Source organism: Ruegeria atlantica, from assembly GCF_001458195.1.
In the GTDB taxonomy this organism is placed as follows: domain Bacteria; phylum Pseudomonadota; class Alphaproteobacteria; order Rhodobacterales; family Rhodobacteraceae; genus Ruegeria; species Ruegeria atlantica.
In genome coordinates, this window is the sequence record NZ_CYPU01000039.1 from 171452 (window position 1) to 192687 (window position 21236).

23 protein-coding genes are annotated in these 21236 nt (G+C 59.0%); 13 read left to right on the forward strand and 10 right to left on the reverse strand.

The window, feature by feature from the left end; genetic code table 11:
* Positions 1 to 65: 65 nt before the first annotated feature.
* A complete protein-coding gene (locus RUA4292_RS10775) occupies positions 66 to 953 on the reverse strand; it encodes a DMT family transporter (RefSeq protein WP_058277585.1) in 888 nt (295 codons plus the stop codon).
* 204 nt (positions 954 to 1157) lie between these two features.
* Here RUA4292_RS10775 and RUA4292_RS10780 point away from each other — a divergent pair, with 204 nt between their 5' ends.
* From RUA4292_RS10780 to RUA4292_RS24950, 6 genes are all read left to right on the forward strand, one after another.
* Complete coding sequence (locus RUA4292_RS10780) at positions 1158 to 1862, forward strand: endonuclease/exonuclease/phosphatase family protein (protein WP_058277586.1); 705 nt, start codon at positions 1158 to 1160, stop codon at positions 1860 to 1862.
* 71 nt (positions 1863 to 1933) lie between these two features.
* Positions 1934 to 2347: a Fur family transcriptional regulator gene (locus RUA4292_RS10785; protein WP_058277587.1), complete on the forward strand. Its 414-nt coding sequence runs from the start codon at positions 1934 to 1936 to the stop codon at positions 2345 to 2347.
* Positions 2348 to 2483: 136 nt separating this feature from the next.
* Positions 2484 to 3365 carry a DMT family transporter gene (locus RUA4292_RS10790; RefSeq protein WP_058277588.1) on the forward strand — a complete coding sequence of 294 codons (882 nt, stop codon included), beginning with the start codon at positions 2484 to 2486 and terminating at the stop codon, positions 3363 to 3365.
* 145 nt (positions 3366 to 3510) lie between these two features.
* Positions 3511 to 4788, forward strand: a complete 1278-nt coding sequence (gene eno / locus RUA4292_RS10795; protein WP_058277589.1) for a phosphopyruvate hydratase — start codon at positions 3511 to 3513, stop codon at positions 4786 to 4788.
* A gap of 46 nt (positions 4789 to 4834) precedes the next feature.
* Positions 4835 to 5374, forward strand: a complete 540-nt coding sequence (locus RUA4292_RS10800; RefSeq protein ID WP_058278153.1) for a GNAT family N-acetyltransferase — start codon at positions 4835 to 4837, stop codon at positions 5372 to 5374.
* Between the two features lie 151 nt (positions 5375 to 5525).
* Positions 5526 to 5693 (forward strand): hypothetical protein, encoded by a 168-nt coding sequence (locus tag RUA4292_RS24950; protein ID WP_186437364.1) that lies wholly within the window; start codon positions 5526 to 5528, stop codon positions 5691 to 5693.
* 48 nt (positions 5694 to 5741) lie between these two features.
* On the opposite strand, the gene RUA4292_RS10810 is transcribed toward RUA4292_RS24950, so the two are convergent.
* The 3 genes from RUA4292_RS10810 to mazG all read right to left on the reverse strand — a co-directional run bounded on the left by RUA4292_RS10810 (position 5742) and on the right by mazG (position 8050).
* Complete coding sequence (locus tag RUA4292_RS10810) at positions 5742 to 6191, reverse strand: GNAT family N-acetyltransferase (protein WP_058277590.1); 450 nt, start codon at positions 6189 to 6191, stop codon at positions 5742 to 5744.
* Positions 6188 to 7129: a nucleoside hydrolase gene (locus RUA4292_RS10815; RefSeq protein ID WP_058277591.1), complete on the reverse strand. Its 942-nt coding sequence runs from the start codon at positions 7127 to 7129 to the stop codon at positions 6188 to 6190. The genes RUA4292_RS10810 and RUA4292_RS10815 overlap by 4 nt, the downstream gene beginning before the upstream one ends.
* Before the next feature lie 63 nt (positions 7130 to 7192).
* Positions 7193 to 8050 carry a nucleoside triphosphate pyrophosphohydrolase gene (mazG, locus tag RUA4292_RS10820; protein ID WP_058278154.1) on the reverse strand — a complete coding sequence of 286 codons (858 nt, stop codon included), beginning with the start codon at positions 8048 to 8050 and terminating at the stop codon, positions 7193 to 7195.
* A 66-nt stretch (positions 8051 to 8116) separates the two neighbouring features.
* Here mazG and RUA4292_RS10825 point away from each other — a divergent pair, with 66 nt between their 5' ends.
* The 4 genes from RUA4292_RS10825 to RUA4292_RS10840 all read left to right on the forward strand — a co-directional run bounded on the left by RUA4292_RS10825 (position 8117) and on the right by RUA4292_RS10840 (position 11743).
* Positions 8117 to 9280: a M20 aminoacylase family protein gene (locus RUA4292_RS10825; RefSeq protein WP_058277592.1), complete on the forward strand. Its 1164-nt coding sequence runs from the start codon at positions 8117 to 8119 to the stop codon at positions 9278 to 9280.
* Positions 9281 to 9293: 13 nt separating this feature from the next.
* Positions 9294 to 10262: an agmatinase gene (speB, locus tag RUA4292_RS10830; protein WP_058277593.1), complete on the forward strand. Its 969-nt coding sequence runs from the start codon at positions 9294 to 9296 to the stop codon at positions 10260 to 10262.
* Positions 10263 to 10324: 62 nt separating this feature from the next.
* Positions 10325 to 11272, forward strand: coding sequence for an agmatinase (gene speB / locus RUA4292_RS10835; protein WP_058277594.1), 948 nt, complete (start codon positions 10325 to 10327; stop codon positions 11270 to 11272).
* Between the two features lie 63 nt (positions 11273 to 11335).
* Positions 11336 to 11743, forward strand: a complete 408-nt coding sequence (locus tag RUA4292_RS10840; protein ID WP_058278155.1) for a DUF1499 domain-containing protein — start codon at positions 11336 to 11338, stop codon at positions 11741 to 11743.
* Here RUA4292_RS10840 and RUA4292_RS24030 read toward each other — a convergent pair.
* Positions 11684 to 11971, reverse strand: coding sequence for a hypothetical protein (locus tag RUA4292_RS24030; RefSeq protein WP_082637102.1), 288 nt, complete (start codon positions 11969 to 11971; stop codon positions 11684 to 11686). The two genes, RUA4292_RS10840 and RUA4292_RS24030, sit on opposite strands and share 60 nt — an antisense overlap.
* 63 nt (positions 11972 to 12034) lie before the next feature.
* Between RUA4292_RS24030 and prfA the strand changes: the two genes are divergently transcribed.
* The 3 genes from prfA (at position 12035) to RUA4292_RS10860 (ending at position 14766) form a co-directional block, all read left to right on the forward strand.
* Positions 12035 to 13090, forward strand: a complete 1056-nt coding sequence (gene prfA / locus RUA4292_RS10850; protein ID WP_058277596.1) for a peptide chain release factor 1 — start codon at positions 12035 to 12037, stop codon at positions 13088 to 13090.
* Complete coding sequence (gene prmC, locus RUA4292_RS10855) at positions 13087 to 13932, forward strand: peptide chain release factor N(5)-glutamine methyltransferase (protein WP_058277597.1); 846 nt, start codon at positions 13087 to 13089, stop codon at positions 13930 to 13932. The genes prfA and prmC overlap by 4 nt, the downstream gene beginning before the upstream one ends.
* Positions 13933 to 14169: 237 nt before the next feature.
* Positions 14170 to 14766 carry a DUF4167 domain-containing protein gene (locus tag RUA4292_RS10860; RefSeq protein WP_058277598.1) on the forward strand — a complete coding sequence of 199 codons (597 nt, stop codon included), beginning with the start codon at positions 14170 to 14172 and terminating at the stop codon, positions 14764 to 14766.
* A gap of 59 nt (positions 14767 to 14825) precedes the next feature.
* Here the strand turns inward: RUA4292_RS10860 and rsmA are convergent, their stop codons facing one another.
* The 5 genes from rsmA to lptG all read right to left on the reverse strand — a co-directional run bounded on the left by rsmA (position 14826) and on the right by lptG (position 21221).
* Positions 14826 to 15668 carry a 16S rRNA (adenine(1518)-N(6)/adenine(1519)-N(6))-dimethyltransferase RsmA gene (rsmA, locus tag RUA4292_RS10865; RefSeq protein WP_058277599.1) on the reverse strand — a complete coding sequence of 281 codons (843 nt, stop codon included), beginning with the start codon at positions 15666 to 15668 and terminating at the stop codon, positions 14826 to 14828.
* 84 nt (positions 15669 to 15752) lie between these two features.
* Positions 15753 to 16718 carry a 4-hydroxythreonine-4-phosphate dehydrogenase PdxA gene (pdxA, locus tag RUA4292_RS10870; protein WP_058277600.1) on the reverse strand — a complete coding sequence of 322 codons (966 nt, stop codon included), beginning with the start codon at positions 16716 to 16718 and terminating at the stop codon, positions 15753 to 15755.
* Positions 16715 to 17968, reverse strand: a complete 1254-nt coding sequence (locus RUA4292_RS10875) for a peptidylprolyl isomerase (protein ID WP_058277601.1) — start codon at positions 17966 to 17968, stop codon at positions 16715 to 16717. The genes pdxA and RUA4292_RS10875 overlap by 4 nt, the downstream gene beginning before the upstream one ends.
* Entirely contained in the window at positions 17959 to 20121 is a 2163-nt protein-coding gene (locus RUA4292_RS10880; protein WP_058277602.1) for an LPS-assembly protein LptD, read from the reverse strand. The genes RUA4292_RS10875 and RUA4292_RS10880 overlap by 10 nt, the downstream gene beginning before the upstream one ends.
* A complete protein-coding gene (lptG, locus tag RUA4292_RS10885; RefSeq protein ID WP_058277603.1) occupies positions 20121 to 21221 on the reverse strand; it encodes an LPS export ABC transporter permease LptG in 1101 nt (366 codons plus the stop codon). Before lptG ends, RUA4292_RS10880 begins: the two co-directional genes overlap by 1 nt.
* Positions 21222 to 21236: the final 15 nt, after the last annotated feature.

The following is a 21236-nucleotide window of genomic DNA, read 5'->3' on the forward strand; positions in this document are numbered from 1 at the left end:
CATCAAACTCCGAAACAGATACCCGTTCGAAGGGGGTAGGCCAACACCTACGATGGCGGGTTGTCCTAGTCCCGCACGATTTCAAGCACCGCAGCACTGACAATCAGGATAGCGCCCAACAGCTCGCGTAACCCGAACGGCTCGCCCGAGAACGCGGCGGCCGAGGCCAGGCCGACGACAACCTCGCTCATAAGGAGGATGCCGACGCGGGCAGGCGACAGTTTGGTTGCGGGCCAGATTGTCATGAACACCATGGGTAAGGTGTAGAAGGCCGACAGCAGTACGAACTGAAGGGTCCAAAGAAAATCGGCCCGCGCGATCGTCGGCAATACAGGTTCGGGCAGGACCGTGAGGCTAGCCAGGGAAAGGATCAGAGCGCCTGCAACAAAGGCAAAGACTTGACCCGAGGCTGAGATCGTACTGGTTCGGTACAGCCCCAACGTACCCAGCGCCCAACACATGCCCGAGGCCAACGCCATCCAGTCACCGCTGTTTTGGGGCAGCGGGATACCACCGGAGTCGCCCAGCACGACGAACAGACCACCGACACCGCAGGCAAGGCCCGCAAGCCGCCCCAGAGTCAGGCGTTCACCCAGAAACACCCGGCCCAGAATCGTGCCCCAGATCGGGGTGAGGTAGAATAACAGGATCGACCGCACCACATCCGTATAGACAAGGCTGATGGAATAAAGACTGAAGGCCGCGCCGGTGAATATTCCGCTGAACACCAGATCGCGCCATTGCAGGGCCAGCGTTCCTCGCTCTTTCCAGATGAAGGGAACCAGCCCCAGCAGCGCAACGCTATACATCGCAATACCTGGCCAGGGCCCGGTCAGGCCCAGGTCAAAGAGAAACCGAACGGGGATCCAATAGAGACCCCACATCATGCCACCGATCACCAGAACGATGCTTGCCCAGGTGCGGTTGTTCGAGAGTGTGTTGCTGGAAACCACTGCAGGCCTCAATTGGACGCGTTCCACGGGGATAGAGTATCGGCACCCCGTTGATCAAGCGCAGCATTCCTGATCGCGCGGTCTGCCGAATTTTCGGGCAAATGGTCAGGATAATCAGCGTTAATTTATCGACCTTGGAAAGACTGGGGTTGCACCCCGCAACCAGCATGGCACTTTGGGAGTCGACCATTTGATCGGAACCCTATGTCGCCTTATTCAACCCTGCGGATTGCAAGCTATAACATCCAGAAATGCGTAGGCTTGGATTTTCGCCGCCAACCGCAGCGCATCATGCAGGTTATTGAAGGAATGCAGGCTGATATTGTGGTGCTGCAAGAGGCCGACAAAAGGCTGCCGCCGCGACCCGCGGCCTTACCGCATTTCATGTTGGATGAAGCCGGTTGGCAGATTGTCGATCTGGGGGGCGCAGGCAGCTTGGGCTGGCACGGTAACGCCGTCATCTGGCGCGGGGATAAAATTGACGTGCGCACGACCGGTCACCATGATTTGCCCGGGCTGGAACCTCGCGGTGCCGTGCGGGTAGAGTTCGATACCCAGATCGGGCCGCTTCGGGTGATGGGGATGCATCTGGGCCTTCTGCCCGCATCTCGGCGGCAACAGATCCATCAACTCCGGCGCTGCGATGAGGATCTGGATCAGATGCCTACCGTATGGGCCGGAGATTTCAACGAGTGGTCGCGCCAGCCGGTTCTCGATCATCTTGCACCCGACATGCGATTTTTGCCCCCGGTTCCCAGTTTCCCGGCTGCACAGCCTCTGGGCGCACTGGATCGGATCGCGCTGGGCGCTGGGCTTGAGGCTGTGGTGCATGGCGTCCACAAAGCGCGGCCTGCGCATATCGCATCAGATCACCTGCCTATCTGGGCTGATCTTCGCAAGGTCGCTTAGGCGCAAATCCCCTGTGGCGCCAGCGGCGCAGACGTATTAAGACAGAAACCCGAACTACTCTGAGGGTCACTATGTCCGACACGATCATCGCCCGTTGCGAAGCCAAAGGTCTCCGCATGACGGGTCAGCGCCGCACAATTGCTCAGGTGTTGCAGCAAAGTGATGACCATCCGGATGTAGAAGAGCTGTACGCCCGCGCCTCTAAGGTGGATTCGGGTATCTCGATCGCCACAGTCTATCGCACCGTGAAGCTGTTCGAAGAGGCTGGGATTCTGGAGCGGTTGGAATTCGGTGACGGGCGCGCCCGCTATGAGGATGCCGAGAGGGACCACCACGACCATCTGATCGACATGCAGTCGGGGGAAGTGATCGAATTTGTCGATCCCGAGATCGAAGCCCTGCAGGAAAAGATCGCAGCCAAGCTTGGGTACAAGCTGAAAGGGCATCGGTTGGAACTGTACGGCGTGCCGCTGAAACAGGGCTGATCCATCACGAAACGCGATTGGTTGCCGCACGGCAATTCATGAAACATGTCGCAATATCGTTTGCGGCGTCGCGGATGATACGGTTTTGCTGGCTTAAGGTCGCGGAATTTCCCGCGCCATCTCAACGGACACGCGTATGAACAACGTACACGGCATCTTGCTGATCATCGGATCGATGGCGGCCTTCGCGCTTGAGGACATGTTCATCAAGCATCTGTCGATCACTGTACCTACGGGTCAGATCATGATCGCTTTGGGTCTGGTCTGCGGGCTGGTGTTCGTACTGATGTCGTTAGCCACGCGTAAACGCATCTTTGATCCGGAGGCGTGGAAAGGACTGCCGCTGGCGCGGGCAGGGGCCGAGGCGGTAGGAGCCCTGACCTTTGTTACCGCGCTGTCTCTGGTCGAGCTGTCCACCGTTGCTGCCGTCTTTCAGGCGATGCCGCTGGCCGTGACTACGGGGGCGGCACTGTTTTTGGGCGAGCAGGTCGGCTGGCGACGCTGGAGTGCTATCGGCATAGGCTTTATTGGTGTCTTAATGATTATTCGCCCGGGTTTGGAAGGGTTTCAGCCCGAGTCGCTGTTCGTTGTCGCGACCGTAATTGCGATCGCCGCGCGTGATCTGATTACACGCAAACTGGACGTCCGTGTGGCCTCGTCCGTTGTTGCCATGCAGGCCTATATCGCCGTTGCCCTTGCCGGAGCAGTTCTGATGGTGTTTCTGGCTCAGCCAGTTGTTCCACTGCAATCCACGCAAGTTGGTCCGTATCTGGGGGCAATTGGCTTTGGCGTCCTGGGATATTACGGCATCGTGACGGCCATGCGGATCGGTGAGGCCTCGGCCTTGACACCTTTCCGGTACAGCCGGCTCGTGTTTTCCATCGCGGCAGGGATGCTGATGTTTGGCGAACGGCCTGATTTGATGACGGTGGCCGGTGCCGCGTTGATCCTCGGCTCTGGCATGTACACCTTTGTTCGCGAACGCCGGCTGGCGCGTGCAATGGCGGTTGCGGCCTGACGGATCGTCGCACGTTGGCGCAAACAGAGAGGTTTTAGCCCTAAACCTCGGCAAATATACCTGTTAGCGGTAACATGGCCGGTTTACTTTTGGCCCGGTGATGTTATGAGGCATGCAACCAAATGCAGCCACAGGGACGGGCCTCATGAGCACCATCATCGACATCCACGCACGCGAAATCCTGGACAGCCGGGGCAACCCAACGGTCGAAGTGGACGTGATTCTGGAAGACGGCACCATGGGCCGCGCCGCTGTGCCTTCGGGTGCGTCAACCGGTGCGTATGAGGCGGTGGAAAAGCGTGACGGTGACAAATCGCGCTATATGGGCAAAGGCGTGCTTGAAGCTGTCGCCGCTGTGAACGGTGAGATCGCCGAAGAACTGGTCGGCTATGACGCGACCGAGCAGGTCGCCATCGACGGCGCGATGATCGAACTGGACGGGACCGAGAACAAGAGCCGTCTGGGCGCAAACGCCATTCTGGGCGTCTCGCTGGCCACAGCCAAGGCTGCGGCAGATTTCACCACGCAGCCCCTGTATCGCTATGTCGGCGGTACGTCGGCCCGCGTTTTGCCAGTACCGATGATGAACATCATCAACGGTGGCGAACATGCCGACAACCCGATCGACATTCAGGAATTCATGATCATGCCGACCTCGGCCGCGAATATCCGCGAAGCTGTGCGCATGGGCTCCGAGGTGTTCCACACGCTGAAACGTGAGTTGTCGGCGGCTGGTCTGGCCACCGGTGTTGGCGACGAGGGCGGCTTTGCGCCCAACATCGCGTCCACCCGCGAGGCGCTGGACTTCATCCTGCAGTCCATTGAAAAGGCAGGCTACAAGCCGGGTGAGGAAATCCATCTGGCGCTGGATTGCGCGGCGACCGAATACTTCAAAGATGGCAAGTATGTCCTGTCGGGTGAGAACATCTCGCTGACGTCGGAAGAAAACGCCGAGTATCTGGCGGCTCTGGTCAAAGACTATCCGATCATATCGATCGAAGATGGCATGTCCGAAGATGACTGGGACGGCTGGAAGGCCCTGACCGATGCCATCGGCGACAAGGTGCAGCTAGTGGGCGACGACCTGTTCGTGACCAACCCCGTGCGTCTGGCCGAAGGGATCAAGCGCGGCTGTGCCAACTCGATGCTGGTCAAGGTGAACCAGATCGGATCGCTGACTGAAACTCTTCGTGCCGTCGATATGGCGCACCGAGCACGGTATACCAACGTCATGTCGCACCGCTCGGGCGAAACCGAGGATGCGACCATCGCCGATCTGGCGGTTGCGACCAATTGCGGTCAGATCAAAACCGGCTCGCTGGCGCGGTCGGACCGGTTGGCCAAGTACAACCAGCTGATCCGCATCGAGGAATCGCTGGGTGAAGTTGCGGAATACGCAGGCGCGTCGATCCTTCGCAACTGAGGTCAATAATGCTAGACTGATCCTCGTGTTTTTCGAGGATCGTGTTTTGCTTAAAGTAATCGAAGCTGAAACGCCGGACCACTTTGATGAGGTTCGGCGTTTGTGTTGGGAATATCGCGACTTCCTGCTGACGTTGGACGCCAAGTCTGTGCGCGTCGTAAAAACCTTTTATCCCCGCGACGTTTATGCCCGGCTGATGGACGAGATCGAAGTCGAACACGCCCCACCGGGCGGTGGTGTGCGGCTGGTACTAAAGGATGGACATGCCGTTGGGTGCGGAATGTTCCGGACAATCGGGCCGGGCATTGCCGAAATAAAACGGGTGTTTGTAAATGACGCCGCCCGAGGGACGGGGGCAGGATATGCGGTTATGATGTCCTTGATTGAACAGTGCCGTGAACAGGGGTTTGACTGCATTCGCATGGACACAGGCAAACCATTGGAATCGGCAACGCGTCTGTACCTGTCGATGGGCTTCCAACTGCGCGACGCATATTCCGAGATTCCGGAGATCGCGAAAGACACCTTATTGTTTTTTGAGATGCCTTTGTCCGGTGCTCAGGCGGAAAATACGCAAATCGAGTGATTTTTTTTCAAAGTCTTACGCGTTGTTATCGCATGTAAAAATCAAACTTGTTAGAAATACACCTACATAAATTCAATTTTGTGTGAACTTTTACCTATTTGTCCGATCCCGGTGTCTCGTAATGTGCCTGCATTACAGAAAGGGAAACGACATGACTGGTTCGAAAATCCTTCTCGTAGCTTCAGTGATCAGCACTGTATTTTTGGCGGCCTGTGCAGGGCCTGGCACTTATCCGATCACCGGGGAGGCGGTGTCCGCAAGTGACCCGGTTCTGGGTATGGAAACGCCGTCATACATGTATCGCGGTGAAGCCCGCTAGGGCCTTCACGGGGGGACGGGCGGCGACGCCCGTAAGTATCTGACCGATTTAGAGCTTTCGGCTCATCAAGACATAGCGATCGCGCGGTTTGAAGCCGGTGCGCAAGTACAGCTTATGCGCAGCCTCGTTCGTGCGATCGACTTCCAGGTGAAGGGCGGTCAGGCCAGCCTCGGCCAGGGCTTTGGGCAGGTCAAGTAGCACTTCGGTAGCGATGCCACGGCCGCGCACGGCCGGGCGGATGTAGATTTCGTCTATGAATCCGTCCATGCCGCCGAACTCGACCGACCAGCCGAACGTCAGGATGGCATAGCCCAGCGGCGCACGTCCTGGACCGATCAGGTAGACGCAACCGTGGGGAATACCCTCTAGCAAGGGGGTCAGCGCATTGCGGGTCTGGTCCATGTCCTGCGCGATCCCGGCTTCGGTGTGGAACGCGGTCACCAAGCCCATCAGGCGGTCCAGATCTTCGGGGCGCGCAAGGCGAAGTGCAGCGCTCATAGCCGGGCCAGCCGTTCGGTCAGCAGGGCGAAAAAGCCGTCAGCGTCGACTTCCCCAATGAACATCGCGTTGGGCGGATGGTCGGTCACGCGCCACCAATCGGCGACGGTCATACCCATCGTCAGTTCGGACTGCGTTTCGATCTGTACGTTGATGTGTCGACCCGAGAACAGCTCCGGCCGGATCAGATAGGCGGTCACGCACGGGTCGTGCAGCGGCGCGCCTTCCGAGCCGTATTTCTCTATATCGAAACGTTCGAAGAAATCCGTCATCTCGGCCACGGCATGACCGACTTTACTGTCGAGGGCGCGAAAGGCGTCATTGCGGTGTTTCGTTACCAGCGCGTCGTGGGTAACGTCCAGTGGCATAACGACGACGTGTACGCCGGATTTGAACACGATATCAGCAGCTTCGGGATCGACGTAGATGTTGAATTCTGCCGCTGGGGTGATGTTGCCGACCTCAAAATAGGCCCCGCCCATCAGAACGATTTCCTGGACCCGGTCGACAATGTCAGGCGCTTTTTGAAAGGCGGATGCGATGTTCGTCAACGGGCCAAGCGGGCAAAATGTGACGGTTCCAGGCTCATTTGCACGCAGGGTGTCGATGATGAAGTCGACCGCGTGCCCGTCAGCCAGCGGCATTTCCGGATCAGGCAGGACGGGACCGTCGAGGCCGGTCTTGCCGTGCACATGTTCTGCGGTGACCAGAGGGCGGTTTAGCGGGCGGTCACACCCGGCATAAACAGGGATATGCGTGTGGCCGGCCAGTTCACAGACGATCCGCGCATTCTTGGCCGTCAGTTCCAGCGGTACATTCCCCGCAACGGCGGTAATGCCCAGAACATCAATCTCTTCCGGGCTTGCCAATGCCAGCAAGATGGCGACTGCGTCGTCCTGCCCGGGATCGGTGTCGATGATGATCTTGCGCGGTGCCATGCTTTGCCTCCGGGGTATTGAAGCGCGGACACTCGCAAGTGTCACCACGCTTGTCCAGTGGTTTCAGGCCTCCGTTGTCGCGCCCAACGGCGGGAGTTTGCCGTTGGCACGGTGCTCTTCAATTTTGACCTCGTCCCACAGCGAATCCATTTCTTCCAAATCGCTTTGCGACGGCGTTTTTCCGCGCGCAGCCAGCCGCGCCTCGACCTGCTCGAACCGGCGTGTGAACTTGGCGTTGGTGCGGCGCAGGGCGGCCTCGGGTTCGATGCCCAGATGACGGCCCAGATTGACCATCACGAACAGAAGATCGCCGAATTCATCCTCCAGCGCGTCTGCGTCCTTAGCATTGCGCGCTTCCTCCAGTTCTGCAGCCTCTTCGGTGATCTTGGCCAGCACATGGCTGGCATCAGGCCAGTCGAACCCCACGCGGGCCGCGCGTTTCTGCAGCTTGTGCGCGCGCAACAGGGCAGGCAGGTTGGCCGCGACACCATCCAGCGCGCCTTTCTGTTCCTTGCCGGCGCGCTCAGCCGCCTTGATGGTTTCCCAATCCACGGTCTGCTGGTCCGCTGATTTATCGTGGGATTCATCGCCAAATACATGCGGGTGACGGTCGACCATCTTGTCCGACATGGTCCGCACCACGTCCTGAAAGGTGAAATGCCCGGCTTCTTCGGCCATTTGTGCGTGAAAAACCGACTGGAACAGCAGGTCGCCCAGCTCGCCTTTCAGCTCATCATAGGCTTCGCGCTCGATGGCATCGGCGACCTCATAGGCCTCCTCGATCGTGTAGGGGGCGATGGTGGTAAAATCCTGTTCGATATCCCACGGGCAGCCCGTTTGCGGGTCACGCAGACGGCGCATGATTTCCAACAGGCGCTCGATACCCGCTTCGCTGTCGTGGATCAGAGGATTTTCGGCCATTGCGAACCCTTTCGTTCCGGTGTCAGATGCATCCATTCCGCAGTCCCGAGTAGGAGTCCACCCCAGATGCCCGTCGTCAACCGAATTGCCGATTACTCAGCCGATATGGCCGCATGGCGCAAACACTTGCATTCAATCCCCGAGTTGGAGTTCGAATGCCATGAAACGGCAGCATTCGTGGCGGACCGTCTGCGCGAATTCGGAGTGGACGAGCTGCACGAAGGTATTGCCAAGACCGGGATCGTCGCGATCATCAGCGGGCGGGGTGAGGGGCCTACGATTGGTCTGCGGGCCGATATGGACGCGCTGCCGATCCCTGAGGAAACGGGCGTCGAATACGCCTCGACCAATCCGGGCAAGATGCACGCCTGCGGTCATGACGGGCATACTACGATGCTGTTGGGTGCGGCGCGTTATCTGGCCGAGACGCGGAATTTTCGCGGCCGTGTGGCGCTGATCTTTCAGCCTGCCGAAGAAGAAGGCGGCGGCGCGGGCGTGATGGTCGAAGAAGGCATCATGGATCGGTTCGATATTTCTCAGGTCTACGCTCTGCACAATGCGCCAAACCTGCCCGTAGGCGCATTTCACACCACTCCGGGGCCGATCATGGCGGCGGTGGATACGTTCGAGGTTCATATTCAGGGCGTTGGTGGTCACGGTGCAATGCCGCATGAAGCCCGCGACCCGGTGATGGCGGCCTGCGGCATTGCGCAGGCCATTCAGACTATCGTCAGCCGCAACAACTATGCGCTGGACGACCTGGTTGTCTCGGTCACGCAAATCCACACCGGGACGGTGAATAACGTGATCCCCGACACGGCTTTCATCAACGGCACTGTTCGAACCTTCGATCCAAACGTTCAGCAGATGGTAATCGAGCGTATGGAGCAAATCGTACAGGGGCAGGCGACCTCTTACGGAGTCGAGGCGCGGCTGGATTACGAAAAGAACTACCCGGCCACGATCAACGATGGCGAAAAGGCCGGATTTGCCGCCGAGGTGGCCCGCGACGTGTCCGGGGCCGAGCGTGTGGTGGGCAACACGGGCCGCGAAATGGGGGCCGAGGATTTCTCGTACATGCTACAATCGCGCCCCGGTGCCTATCTGTTCCTGGGGCAGGGCGAGAGCGCCGGGTTGCATCATCCGAAATACAACTTCAACGACGAGATCGCGCCGGTTGGCGCTTCGTTCTTTGCACGGATCGTCGAAAAGGCGCAGCCGCTGGGCTGACGGGGGGGAAGACATGGCACTGGAAGACGCAAAGAACCAGGTGGACGAGGCATTCACCAATCCTGATCTCAAGGGACTGTCATACGAGAACACCTTTGGCGGCGCGACCTCGTTCCTGCGTCGCCTTTACACTAAGGACCTGAAAGGCGTGGATATCGCCGTCACAGGTGTGCCCTTTGATCAAGCGGTGACGAACCGACCCGGCACCCGTCTTGGACCGCGTGCCATACGTGAGGCCAGCGCGCTGCAATCGCCGGATGCGCCCTACGGCTGGCCGTTCGATGCGCTCAGCGAGCTGGCAATCGTGGATTACGGAGATATGGCTTATGACTATGCCAATATCCCTGCCTTTCCCGATACGTTGACCGACCACATCCGTACTATTCTGGCCGCTGATGTGTCTTCGGTCACATTAGGCGGGGACCACTATATCAGCTTTCCGATCCTCAAGGCATATGCCGAGAAATACGGTCCGATGTCTCTGCTGCAATTCGATGCGCATACCGACACTTGGGCCGATGACGACATGTCCCGCGTGGATCACGGGACGATGTTCTACAAGGCGGTGAAATCCGGCATCGTGGACCCGAAACGCTCGGTTCAGGTTGGTATCCGCACGACCAACGAGGATACTCTGGGCGTCAACATCATCGACGCGCGCGAAGTGTACGAATCCGGCCCCGCCGCCGTGGCGAAAAAGATCAAAGGTATTTTGGGCGACAGCCCAGTCTATCTGAGCTTTGACATCGACGGCCTGGACCCGGCCTTTGCCCCCGGCACCGGCACGCCCGTTTGGGGCGGACTGAGTTCCATTCAGGCGCAGATCATCCTGCGCGACATTGCCGGGATTAACATCAAAGGCGGGGACGTGGTCGAGGTCTCACCGCCCTATGACACGTCAGGTGCCACGGCCATTGCAGGTGCTCACGTGGCGACTCAGATCATTTGCCTGCTGGGGTGGAACAAGCTGGTGCAGGATTAACCTTTGGTTAGCCATCTTTCCGGTATCTGATTAACCAAAAGCCGGACGGGAGAAATACGGGCATGACAGACTTTAACCAACCGATCAGCGGCAATGATCTGGCGCGGTTTTCCGGGCCGAACACGTTCATGCGGTTGCCGCAGGCTGACTCGCTGGCCGGGTTGGATGTGGCCGTGCTGGGCATCCCGATGGATATCGGCACCTCTTGGAGGTCAGGTACACGGTTTGGGCCGAAACAAATCCGCAGCGAAAGCGCGATGATCCGGCCTTATAACATGGCCAATTCCGCAGCTCCGTTCGATAGCTTGCAAATTGCGGATATCGGCGATCTGGCGATCAATACGTTCTCGCTGCCCGACAGCCTGAAGATCATCAAGGAAAGCTACGATTCAATTCTGGATCAGGCGGTGATCCCGGTTGCGATGGGCGGCGACCATTCGATCACGCTGCCGATTTTGCGCGCTATTGCGGCCAAGCATGGTCCGGTCGCGCTGGTGCATGTGGATGCTCATGCCGACGTGAATGAAGAGATGTTCGGCGAACGTGAAACGCACGGTACTGTCTTTCGCCGCGCCTATGAAGAAAAGCTGATCGTCCCGGACAAGACCTTTCAGGTCGGCATTCGCGGTTCGGGTTACGCGGCCAGCGACTTTACTGAGGCGCAGGACTGGGGCTTTCGCCAATTCCCGGCGTGGGGGCTGTGGCAGCAGAACCTGACCGAGATCGGCTCGCAAATCCGGAAAACGATCGGGGACCACCCGGTCTATATCACCTATGACATCGACAGTCTGGACCCTGCATATGCCCCCGGCACCGGCACGCCGGAAATCGGAGGGCTGACCACGCCGCAAGCGCTGCAGCTGATTCATGCGTTGTCGGGTGTGAAAGTAGTCGGATGCGATCTGGTCGAGGTGTCGCCGCCATACGATCCGTCAGGCAACACGGCACTGACCGCAGCAAACCTGTTGTTTGAGCTGCTGTGCATATTGCCGGGCGTGACGTCACGGTAGAAGAGTTCGCACCTTGTTTGCCAAAGCTATCCGAATATGGTCAGCGCAAGGGCTGGTCCGGGGATGAAAAAAATGGTGCTGTGGCTGATTGTTGTTCTGGTAATTTTGCTTGGAGCATACATTCGTTTTGCACCATCAGACCCGGCAAAATGGCATGTGGCACCGATAGGTGATCAGGACCGTGATCTTGATGGAGGTGTCGTCCGTGTGGTCGAAACGGGGCCGGATGGCCTGCTGCGGCTGGATGCGTTCGCACGCGTTTCAGACCGAACGTCAGTGCTGGCCGGGTCTGTTGATGAAGGGATGATTACCTACATCACGCGTACGAAAGTGATCGGCTTTCCGGACTACACGACAGTGCAACAAGACGGAGACACGCTTCGCATCTATGCTCGTCTCAGGTTTGGCCGGTCAGATTTTGGGGTAAACCGCGCTCGTGTTGATGAGTGGCTTGCTCTGTTGCAGCCCTGAGGACAAGCACCCCTCCTGAACCTCGCGCCACATCGGTACGTTCAGGGACATCTGGCATTGCGCCATGAACATGCGGCCATCGACCTGGAGGCAGATCATCTCGCCCAGTTCGACGCGGGTTCCGGATTTGTCGGTGCAATAGCAGTCCTGAACCTTGCCGCCGGGGCCGACCACGTCGGCCAGGGCGGGCGTTACGAGCAGTGTAAAAACAAGTATCAACCGTTTCATGTGCATTAGCCTAGCATAGTGAGGGGCCTTGACCAAAGGGCCGGATTGATAGACACCGCCCGGATGATCCCCGAAGAACGACTTGAACAGATAACCCAGCGATTCCAGTACCTCGAAGCGGCCATGGCAGATGGTGCCTCGGGTGGGGATATTGCGGCCTTGGCCAAAGAATATTCCGACCTCAAACCGGTTGTGGATCAGATCATGGCGTGGCGTCAGCTGGTCGCCGATCTGGCCGAGGCCGAGGCGATGCTGGCCGACCCGGACATGAAAGAACTGGCGGAAGAAGAAATTCCGGCTTTGAAGACCCGCATCCCCGAATCCGAACACGCCTTGCAGCTTGCGTTGTTGCCCCGTGATGCGGCGGATGCGCGTCCGGCGATGCTGGAAATCCGCCCCGGAACTGGCGGCGATGAGGCCGCGCTGTTCGCCGGGGACCTTCTGCGCATGTACCAGCGCTATTCCGAAGCGCGGGGATGGAAGTTTGAGATCATCGAAGAACAGGCCTCGGATCTGGGTGGGATCAAAGAGGTCGTTGCCCACATCAAGGGCGAGAACGTGTTTGCCCGGATGAAATACGAGTCCGGCGTGCACCGGGTGCAGCGCGTGCCGGAAACCGAAAGTGGCGGACGCATTCACACCTCGGCTGCGACGGTCGCGGTTTTGCCCGAGGCCGAGGATGTGGATATCCAGATCGACGCCAATGATATTCGCATCGACACCATGCGCAGTTCAGGCGCGGGGGGGCAGCACGTGAACACCACAGACTCGGCGGTGCGGATCACCCACCTTCCAACCGGGATCGTGGTAACAAGCTCGGAGAAATCGCAGCACCGCAACCGCGAGATTGCGATGCAGGTGCTCAAAACCCGGCTGTATGATCAGGAGCGTCAGCGGATCGATAGTGAACGGTCGGCGGACCGGGCGAGCCAGGTGGGGTCGGGGGATCGATCCGAACGGATCAGAACCTACAATTTCCCGCAGGGGCGCATGACCGATCACCGCATCAATCTGACGCTATATAAGCTGGATCAGGTGATGCAGGGCGATCTGGACGAAGTGATCGACGCATTGACAGCTGACGATCAGGCGCGGCTGCTGGCCGATATGGCGCAATGATCGCCGCGCTGACAGCAGCACAGGCGATGGTCGCAGCCACGGCGCGATTGCGGGCAGCTGGCGTGGCTGACCCGGCGCGGGATGCGCGGGTTCTGCTGGCCCATGCGGCGCGGATCGAAGCCAGCCGGGTCACTCTGATTGCGCCCGAAGAGCTGTCTCCTGAAATTGCAGAGCGCTATGATCAGTTGATCTCGCTGCGTGCAGTGCGTGTTCCGGTGTCGCACCTGTTGGGCGAGCGCGAGTTTTATGGCCGACGGTTCCGCGTCAGTCGCGATGTGCTGGACCCACGGCCGGAAACCGAAGCGCTGATCGAAGCTGCGCTCAGCGAACCGTTCGATCATGTACTGGATCTGGGTGTCGGCTCAGGCTGTATCCTGATCACGTTGCTGGCTGAACGGGCCAGTGCCTCGGGCGTGGGTGCGGACCTGAGCGAGGCCGCCTGTCTGCAGGCCAGCGCAAATGCAGTGCAACATCAGGTACAGGGTCGGGTGGAAATCCTGAAATCTGACTGGTTTCAGAATATTGACGGCCAGTTTGATCTGATCGTTTCGAATCCGCCCTACATTTCACTGCAAGAAATGGCCGACCTTTCGCCAGAAGTGCGCGTGCATGAACCGCGCATGGCGCTGACGGACGAAGGGGACGGGCTGGGCGCTTATCGCCGCATCGCGGCGGGTGCGCCGGACTTTCTATTGCCCGGCGGTCGCCTGTTGGTGGAAATCGGGCCAACGCAGGGGCAAAGCGTCGCGGCTTTGTTCGAGTCGGCGGGTTTGACAGCCACACGGATCGTTCCCGATCTAGACGGCCGCGATCGCGTCGTTTTTGCCAAAATGCCGCTTTAATGCGGCAACCTGAGGCCGAAATACGCCGATTAATGTAAAAAAGCTGCGAATTTTTGGATAACCCCCTTGTCTGCACGCACAGGACGTGTTTACTCAACACCAGTCGGAGGGCTGACGCTGGTTCAGCGGGCCCCGGACGCCAAGCCCAAAATGGTCGACATCGCGTCACAGCTAAGCTTTTGAGCAGTGCAGGATGCGAGATGATCGACAGCGAATGACAAGGCTGACGTAAAGTAAATGAGATCTTCCAAATCCCGCTCTCGGGTCAAGAATAACCGCAACCGCCCTTCTGGGGGTAATGTCGTAAACCGGGTTTTTGATAGCTCGGGTCCCGAAGGCAAGGTGCGCGGTACGCCCCAGCAGATTATCGACAAGTATAATCAGTTGGCGCGCGACGCCCAACTGTCCAATGACCGTGTGGCCGCTGAGAACTTTCAGCAGCACGCAGAACACTATCTGCGCCTGCTGAGTGAGGCACAGCGCGAAATGGAAGCGCGCCGCGAAGAGCAAGACCGCCAGAACCGCGAGCGTCAGGCTGAGCGGGACCGCGAACGCGCCGAGCGGCAGGAGCGCGAAGCTGCCGCCCGTCAGTCGGACCCGGCCGAAGCGCCGCAACCGGACGTGATGGATTTCACCCCCGAGGCAGCTACCCCGGAATCCGGTTTGGTTGAGACCCCGGAGAGCAAGGATGCTGCTGCGGTGGCGGCCACCGAAGCACCGGCGAAAAAAGAAAAAGCACCGCGTCGCCCGCGTACGCGCAAGCCAAAGCCTGCGCCGGAGGGGGCAGAGGACGCGCCGACAAGCAATGGTGATGCACCGGAAGCGGCTGAGTAATTTCCGCCATAGAGTTCAAAAAAGCCCCGGAGTACGCTCCGGGGCTTTTTCTTTGCACATTAGCTTTTTTGAACTTCTCGGGCCAATGCACAGAAAGCTTGCAGCGGGACTTGTTCTGCGCGCTCTGTTGGTTGAATCCCAGCCGCGAGCAGGCGGTCCTCGATATCCGGCGCAACGCCTTTTAGCGATGCGCGCAGCATCTTGCGGCGCTGGTTGAAAGCTGCGGCCACGACACGCGACAGAACCCGGGCATCCGCCGGATAGCGCGGTTCGGGCAGGGCCGTCAGATGCACAACAGCGCTTGAGACCTTTGGCGGAGGCGTAAAAGCCCCAGGGGGCAGGGACATGGCGATGCGCGCCTCGGCCCGCCATTGGGCAAGGATCGCAAGGCGGCCATAGGCTTTGCCCCCGGGTTGGGCAACGATGCGTTCAGCGACTTCGCGTTGAAACATCAGCGTCAGGCTTTGCCAGAACGGCGGCCATTCGGGCGGGGTCAGCCAGCGCACCAGCAATTCGGTGCCAACGTTATACGGCAGGTTCGCCGCGATACGGATCGGCGGGGTCAGATGCGCCAGCGGATCGATTTCCAGGGCGTCGCCGTTGATGACCTCAAGACGACCCGGATAAGCAGCAGCGATGTCGTTCAGGGCAGCGATACAGCGGTTGTCTTTTTCGACCGCAACGACCTTGCGCGCACCTTCGGACAACAGGCCACGGGTCAGACCACCGGGTCCGGGTCCGATTTCCAGCACGTCGCATTCCGTGAGATCGCCCGCCTGCCGTGCGATCTTGGCCGTCAGGTTGAGATCCAGCAAAAAGTTCTGCCCCAGCGATTTACGCGCCGAGAGTTGATGTGTCGCGATAACCTCGCGCAGAGGGGGAAGGGTGTCGATTGAACTCATGATCCGATTACCGTGGCGCGTGTCCGGGGGGGAACGCCAGTGATTTTTTGCCTCCGGCGGGGATATTTTCAGCCAGGTGAAGGATCAAGTGCTTTGTGCCATCCGTTGGGCCAGTTTCAGCGCCTCGATCAGGCTGGTGGGGTTGGCTATCCCCTGTCCGGCGATATCCAGTGCGGTGCCGTGATCGGGCGAGGTGCGAATGAAGGGCAGGCCGAGGGTCACGTTCACGCCACGGTCGAAGTCGAGTGTCTTGATCGGGATCAGTGCCTGATCGTGATACATGGCAATTGCGGCGTCATATCGGGCGCGGGCGGCAGCGTGGAACATTGTGTCCGCCGGGTGTGGGCCGGTAACCGTGCAGGTATCGCCTGGCAAATCAGATATCAGAGGGGCGATCCAGTCCAGTTCTTCATGCCCCATTTTACCGCCTTCGCCCGCATGCGGGTTGAGGCCTGCAATGGCGATGCGGGGATGGGGGATACCAAACTGTCTGCGCAGGCCTTCAGCGGTAATGCCGATGGTTTCGCGCAGCAGGTCGGGGGTGAGCTCGGACGGGACGCGCGACAGCGGAATGTGAATCGTTGCGGGCACCACGCGAAGCTGCTCGCTGGCCAACATCATCACAACGCGCTTGCGCCCGGCCAGAGCGGCGAGAAATTCGGTATGGCCAGGATAGGCGAACCCGGCCCCGTCGATCAGGGCCTTTTTGTGGATCGGTGCAGTGCACAGCGCCGATGCGGCACCGGATTGCACCAGGGAAACACCGGTTTCGATTGCGTCGATCACACTAGGCGCATTGGACGGGTCCGGTTGGCCTGCTGCGTTTGTGGCGGGAAAGCTCAATTGCAGAACAGGCAGGGCATTCGCGCAGATATCAATGGCCTGTGCCGGATCGCTGATCCGCTGCGTAGGCGTGCCTGCCGGCAGATGCGCCGCGTCGCCGATATAGAAAAACGGGCAGCTCGCGCGCAGTTTTGACCAGGCTTTGGCGGCGATTTCGGGGCCTATTCCAGCGGGATCGCCACAGCTAAGCGCGATGGGCGCGGTCATTGCTCGATGATCGTCGCGTCGGCGCGGAGCTGTTCAACCAGACTTTCGGCAAAGGCCTGAAGGCGCTGTTGTGTCAGGGCGTTGGCTACATCCACGCGTGTCGTGTCTTCGCCCCGGTCCAATGTGCGCGTACATAGCATCAGGAACTTCAGAGTCTGGCCATTGTTTCCCGTCAGCGTCGTCGAAACTTCGTTCAAGTCCAGCTTGGACAGCTCAAGCGCCACATCGCGGGGGATCTCGGACGGGCTGGCTTCGATACGTTGCAGTACCCCGGCAGGTTGATCCTTGGCGATACCGTAGAGGTCGTCGCAGTTATCAATCTGTTCGCGCAACTCGGCGGCTTTGGCCAGGGTTTCGGCACTGCGGCCGCCGGCCATGTTGTAAATCGCGTAGTCGATCTTGGAGTAACGCGGCGCGCTGGTGCTTACTTCGCGCAATCCGCGCAGCTGGAACAAGGCGATCGCGTTGGGCAACGACAAGGGCTGTGTGATGTCGCCCGTTTTGAGACCTAGAATCACGGGTTGCAGGGCAGGGGGCAAGTCGGTCAGGTTAAGCCATTCCAAACGCCCGCCGTCATCGCGTGTGCCAGCTGCAGAATACTGTGTGGCGGCAGAGGAAAACGCATCGAAACCTTCAAGCAGTGCGATCTCTTCGGCTAGCAATTCGGCTTGGGCTAAGGTCTGCGGCGTGACCGGAATAATGATTTCCGACATCAGGACTTGAAGCCCGCCACTCCCGGCCTGTCCCAAAGCCCGGTTGATCTCGTCTTCGCTCGGCCTGGCCTGCGACAGAAAGCGCGAACTGACGTAGTCGCGCCACGACAGCTGATCAGCGACGAAATCCCGTACGGTTTCGGGGGAAACGCCGGATTCGCCCAGCAATTGCAGGAACTCATCTGTTGAAAGACGGCCACGGGCTGCAAACTCATCAATGCCCACCTGAATGTCTTCAGGTGCGACCTCGATTCCAGCATCGCGCATGGCCTGTTTGCGCAGTCGTTCGTCGATCAGCGAGTCGCGGACTTCGTCCTCGGTGGCGCCAGGGGCACCCAGAACAGTCAGGAATTGTTGGCGCTGCTGAAGTTCGTACCAGGTGACAATGTCCTGGTTGACCTTGATCGCAGGTGAAAACAGGCTCTGAGCCTGGCTGTGACCAGTGGACAGGGCCAGCAAGGCAGCAGCCAGTGCCGGTGCAACCGGCTTTAACCAACCGGAACGGACTATTCGCGAGAAACGTGAAATCAACTGCATCTTCTCTTGTACTGTTGGCCGCCACCCTCGACGGAGTAACCTGTCAGGGCAACGGTAAACCCGAATTCTGTCGAAGGCTCAATACTTGATGATGAGGTAAATCGCCTGCTGACGGTCATGTTAACTTTTACACACTCACTCTGGTAGGTAACGCCCAGCCCATATCGGATCGGCTCGGATTCGCTGAGGTCATAGCGCGCATAGGCTTGAGTAAACCAGTTCTGGTCAACAAGGTAGCGTCCATCCATCCGGATCTCGGATATCTCGTCATTTGCATTTTCTGCCGGATCTTTTTCCTGCCACACATAGCTGCCGGTCAGGCCGACATTTGGCTTGTTCCAGCCTGCGCGCACCTCGGCCTTAGCAAAGCTGAAATCACCATTCAACAGGCCGCGACCCGCCAAAGACCAGCCATTGGCGGTTTGCAACTGACCGGCCAACAACACGTCGGAGGCGGTGCCCTGTAGGCCCGACGTCAGGTTGAAGTTTGGGTCAGCGGTCGAGCGGAAGACCTGTCCGACAGTGGCAAGCGCGCGCCAGCCATCTGCGCCATAGCGCGCCCAGTTGACCCCGAATACCGCCGTCGCGCCATCTTCGCGGCGATCCGGGGCCGGAAAGCGTGACAGGGACAACAGGTTCCCCTGGTCGAATTCCTGAAAGGTGCTTTCGTCATTGGGAACATCCTGATCTGTCACGTTCGTCCAACCGACTTGCGCGATGGGTTCAAGCACCTGCGTGGCGCCTGACTTTTCCCGCCGGGTCATCGGGTAACGCAGGGTGAGTGCGGCGCGGGGGGCCGCGCGGGTCACCTGGTCAGGAAACTGGCTGTCATCTCGGATGTCAAAGATATCCACCGATGTACCGAACCGGGCATCAGCCCTGAGGCCCGATGCGAAAATCCAGCTGCGCATCCAGTCCGCATCGAACGTGGCACGCGCGACATCGCGGCCAACGATATCCTGATCGCTGGTACGCGTGTGATTGTGGGCCACAAAGCCTAGGCGAACTTCACCACCGGTAGAGGTTGGGAAGTAGCGTTTCTGGAAGTACAGGTCGAAGATCCGCGATGGGATCACTTCCTCATTTTCGCTGTCTCGCAGGGATTTGTAATGGATGAAACTGGTGCGGAAGGCGGTATCGCGTTTGATCCGCTCAAGCGCGATTTCGCTGCGCAACCGGTCAAAATCGGGCAGGCCATAATCCGCGAGATACGCGTTATCCGAAGTTGTCTTCACATCAAACAAAAGGCGGAAGTCGTTGTTCAGGAAGAAATAACCGTTGGCAAAAAGATAGCCTCGATCCTCATTTTCTTGCAGGTCGTCGCGGGTGAAAGCGCCATTCAGTTCAATCCGGCCGCGTTTGAATGCCTGGCGATAGCGATAGCCCAGTGTTCTTGTTTTCCCCGAGATATAGGGGGTCAGCGTCAGATCCTTGTGGTCGCCAAGCTTAAAGAAATACGGCACCTGCACGCCGGTTCCCAGTTGCGATGTGGTGCGAATCGACGGGACAAGGAATCCTGTTGCGCGGTCCAGTGTCGGGTCGGGCAGGCGCAGATAGGGGAAGTAGAAAACCGGGAAATCCAGTATCCGGAACTGTGCTCCTTCGAAATACAGTTGGCGTTCCAATTGGTCATGCGTGACCTTGCGGGCGCGGATTTGCCACAGTGGCGGTTTGCCATTGGCGCAGACATGGCAGGACGTCGCCGAGACCTTGCTGAACTGTGTGTAACGCCCCCCCGCGCGCGCAGCCTGGACCGAGGCGATCTGAACCTGCTGATCGAACACCATGCGGGCTCCGATCAGCAGACCGTTCATGATCCCGTCATCCAGTTCGGCGGAATCGGCCAGCAACGTGGTTGCGCCGCCCTGATCAATGCGGACCGGGCCTTCCAGCGACAGATTGCCGGTTTCGCGGTCATAGGTGATGCGCGTGGCCGTGACCTTGGCGTTGCCCTGAAAGGCTTCGACATTCCCTTCGGCCACCAGATTACGCTCGGGTGTGATAAAGATCCGGTCGGCCACCAGGAGGGCAGGCTGATCCTCTTGCGTGGCACCCTGTGCGGCACCAGCAGCGGGTTGAGATTGCGCGTATGCGCCCACGGGCATGGTCAGTGCGACTGCACCGGACAGAAACAAACTGGCAATAAGCCGCATCAGCCATCCTCCGCATGCAGCAAAAGGCCGAGGGACAGAAGAATGGCTGCGAAGGGCGGGGCCCAGGCCGCGACTAAGATAGGCAATTGACCGTTTTCCCCCAGAATTTGGGCAAAGTTGCGAATGAAGTAGATACCAAATCCCAGCAGGACGGCGGTTAAAACCGCGATCCCGGTGCCGCCAAATCGCACGTGGCGCATGGTGAAGGCCGCGCCGATCAGGACCATCGACATCAGAAACAAGGGGCGGGCTAGTTGGACCTGCAACCAGACCTCATATTGCTTGGTCGAAAACCCGGCTTCGCGCAGGTCGCGGATCAGTTCCGGCAGGTCATAGACCGATACGGAATCCTGATCGCCAAGCGTGTCCAGAATCCGTTGGCGTGTCAGCGATGTGGGAACCTCAAGCCGCGCGTGTTCAGTGGCGTGGGTTTCTGGATTCACACCGCCTTCCAGCGCCCAAATCTTGGCATTGGTCAGGACCCACGTACCGTTCTCCAGATCCGCCTGGTCGGCTACGATCTGCTGGGTTGGTGTGCCATCCGGGGCAAAAGTAATGATCGTCACCTGATTAAGGGTGAACCTGTCGCCGTTAGATGTGTCCTGGGCGTGGATCACGGATTGGCCATTGGCCGAACCCTGCCGCAACCAAAGACCATCTGCACTGATCGACAGCGTTGATCCGCCGTTGTTTTTGTAGGATTCGGCGAGCTGCTTGTACTCTTCCGACGTGGCGGCTGCGATGGGATTCAGCATGCCAACCGCCAGCGCGCCGATGATCAGGGCGATCACCACAGGGGCCAACAGGGCGCGGATGCCTGAACGGCCAGTGGCACGGGTGACAACCAGTTCCGAACTGCGGGCCAGACCGATAAACAACGCGATCGTGGACAGGATGACCAGCAGCGGCAGCATTTCGCTGATCGCGGCAGGCGTATTCAGCAACGTCAATTGCAACAGCTGACCGAAGGACAGGTTTGCATCGTCAAAGCGGCGCACCTGTTCGATCAGGTCGATCAGAATCATCAGTGTCAGGAAAATGCTGCCGATGACCAGAAAACTTTGAATGAATCGGCGGGCGAAGTAGCGGTCGAGGATCACGAAGGAACTCCTGCC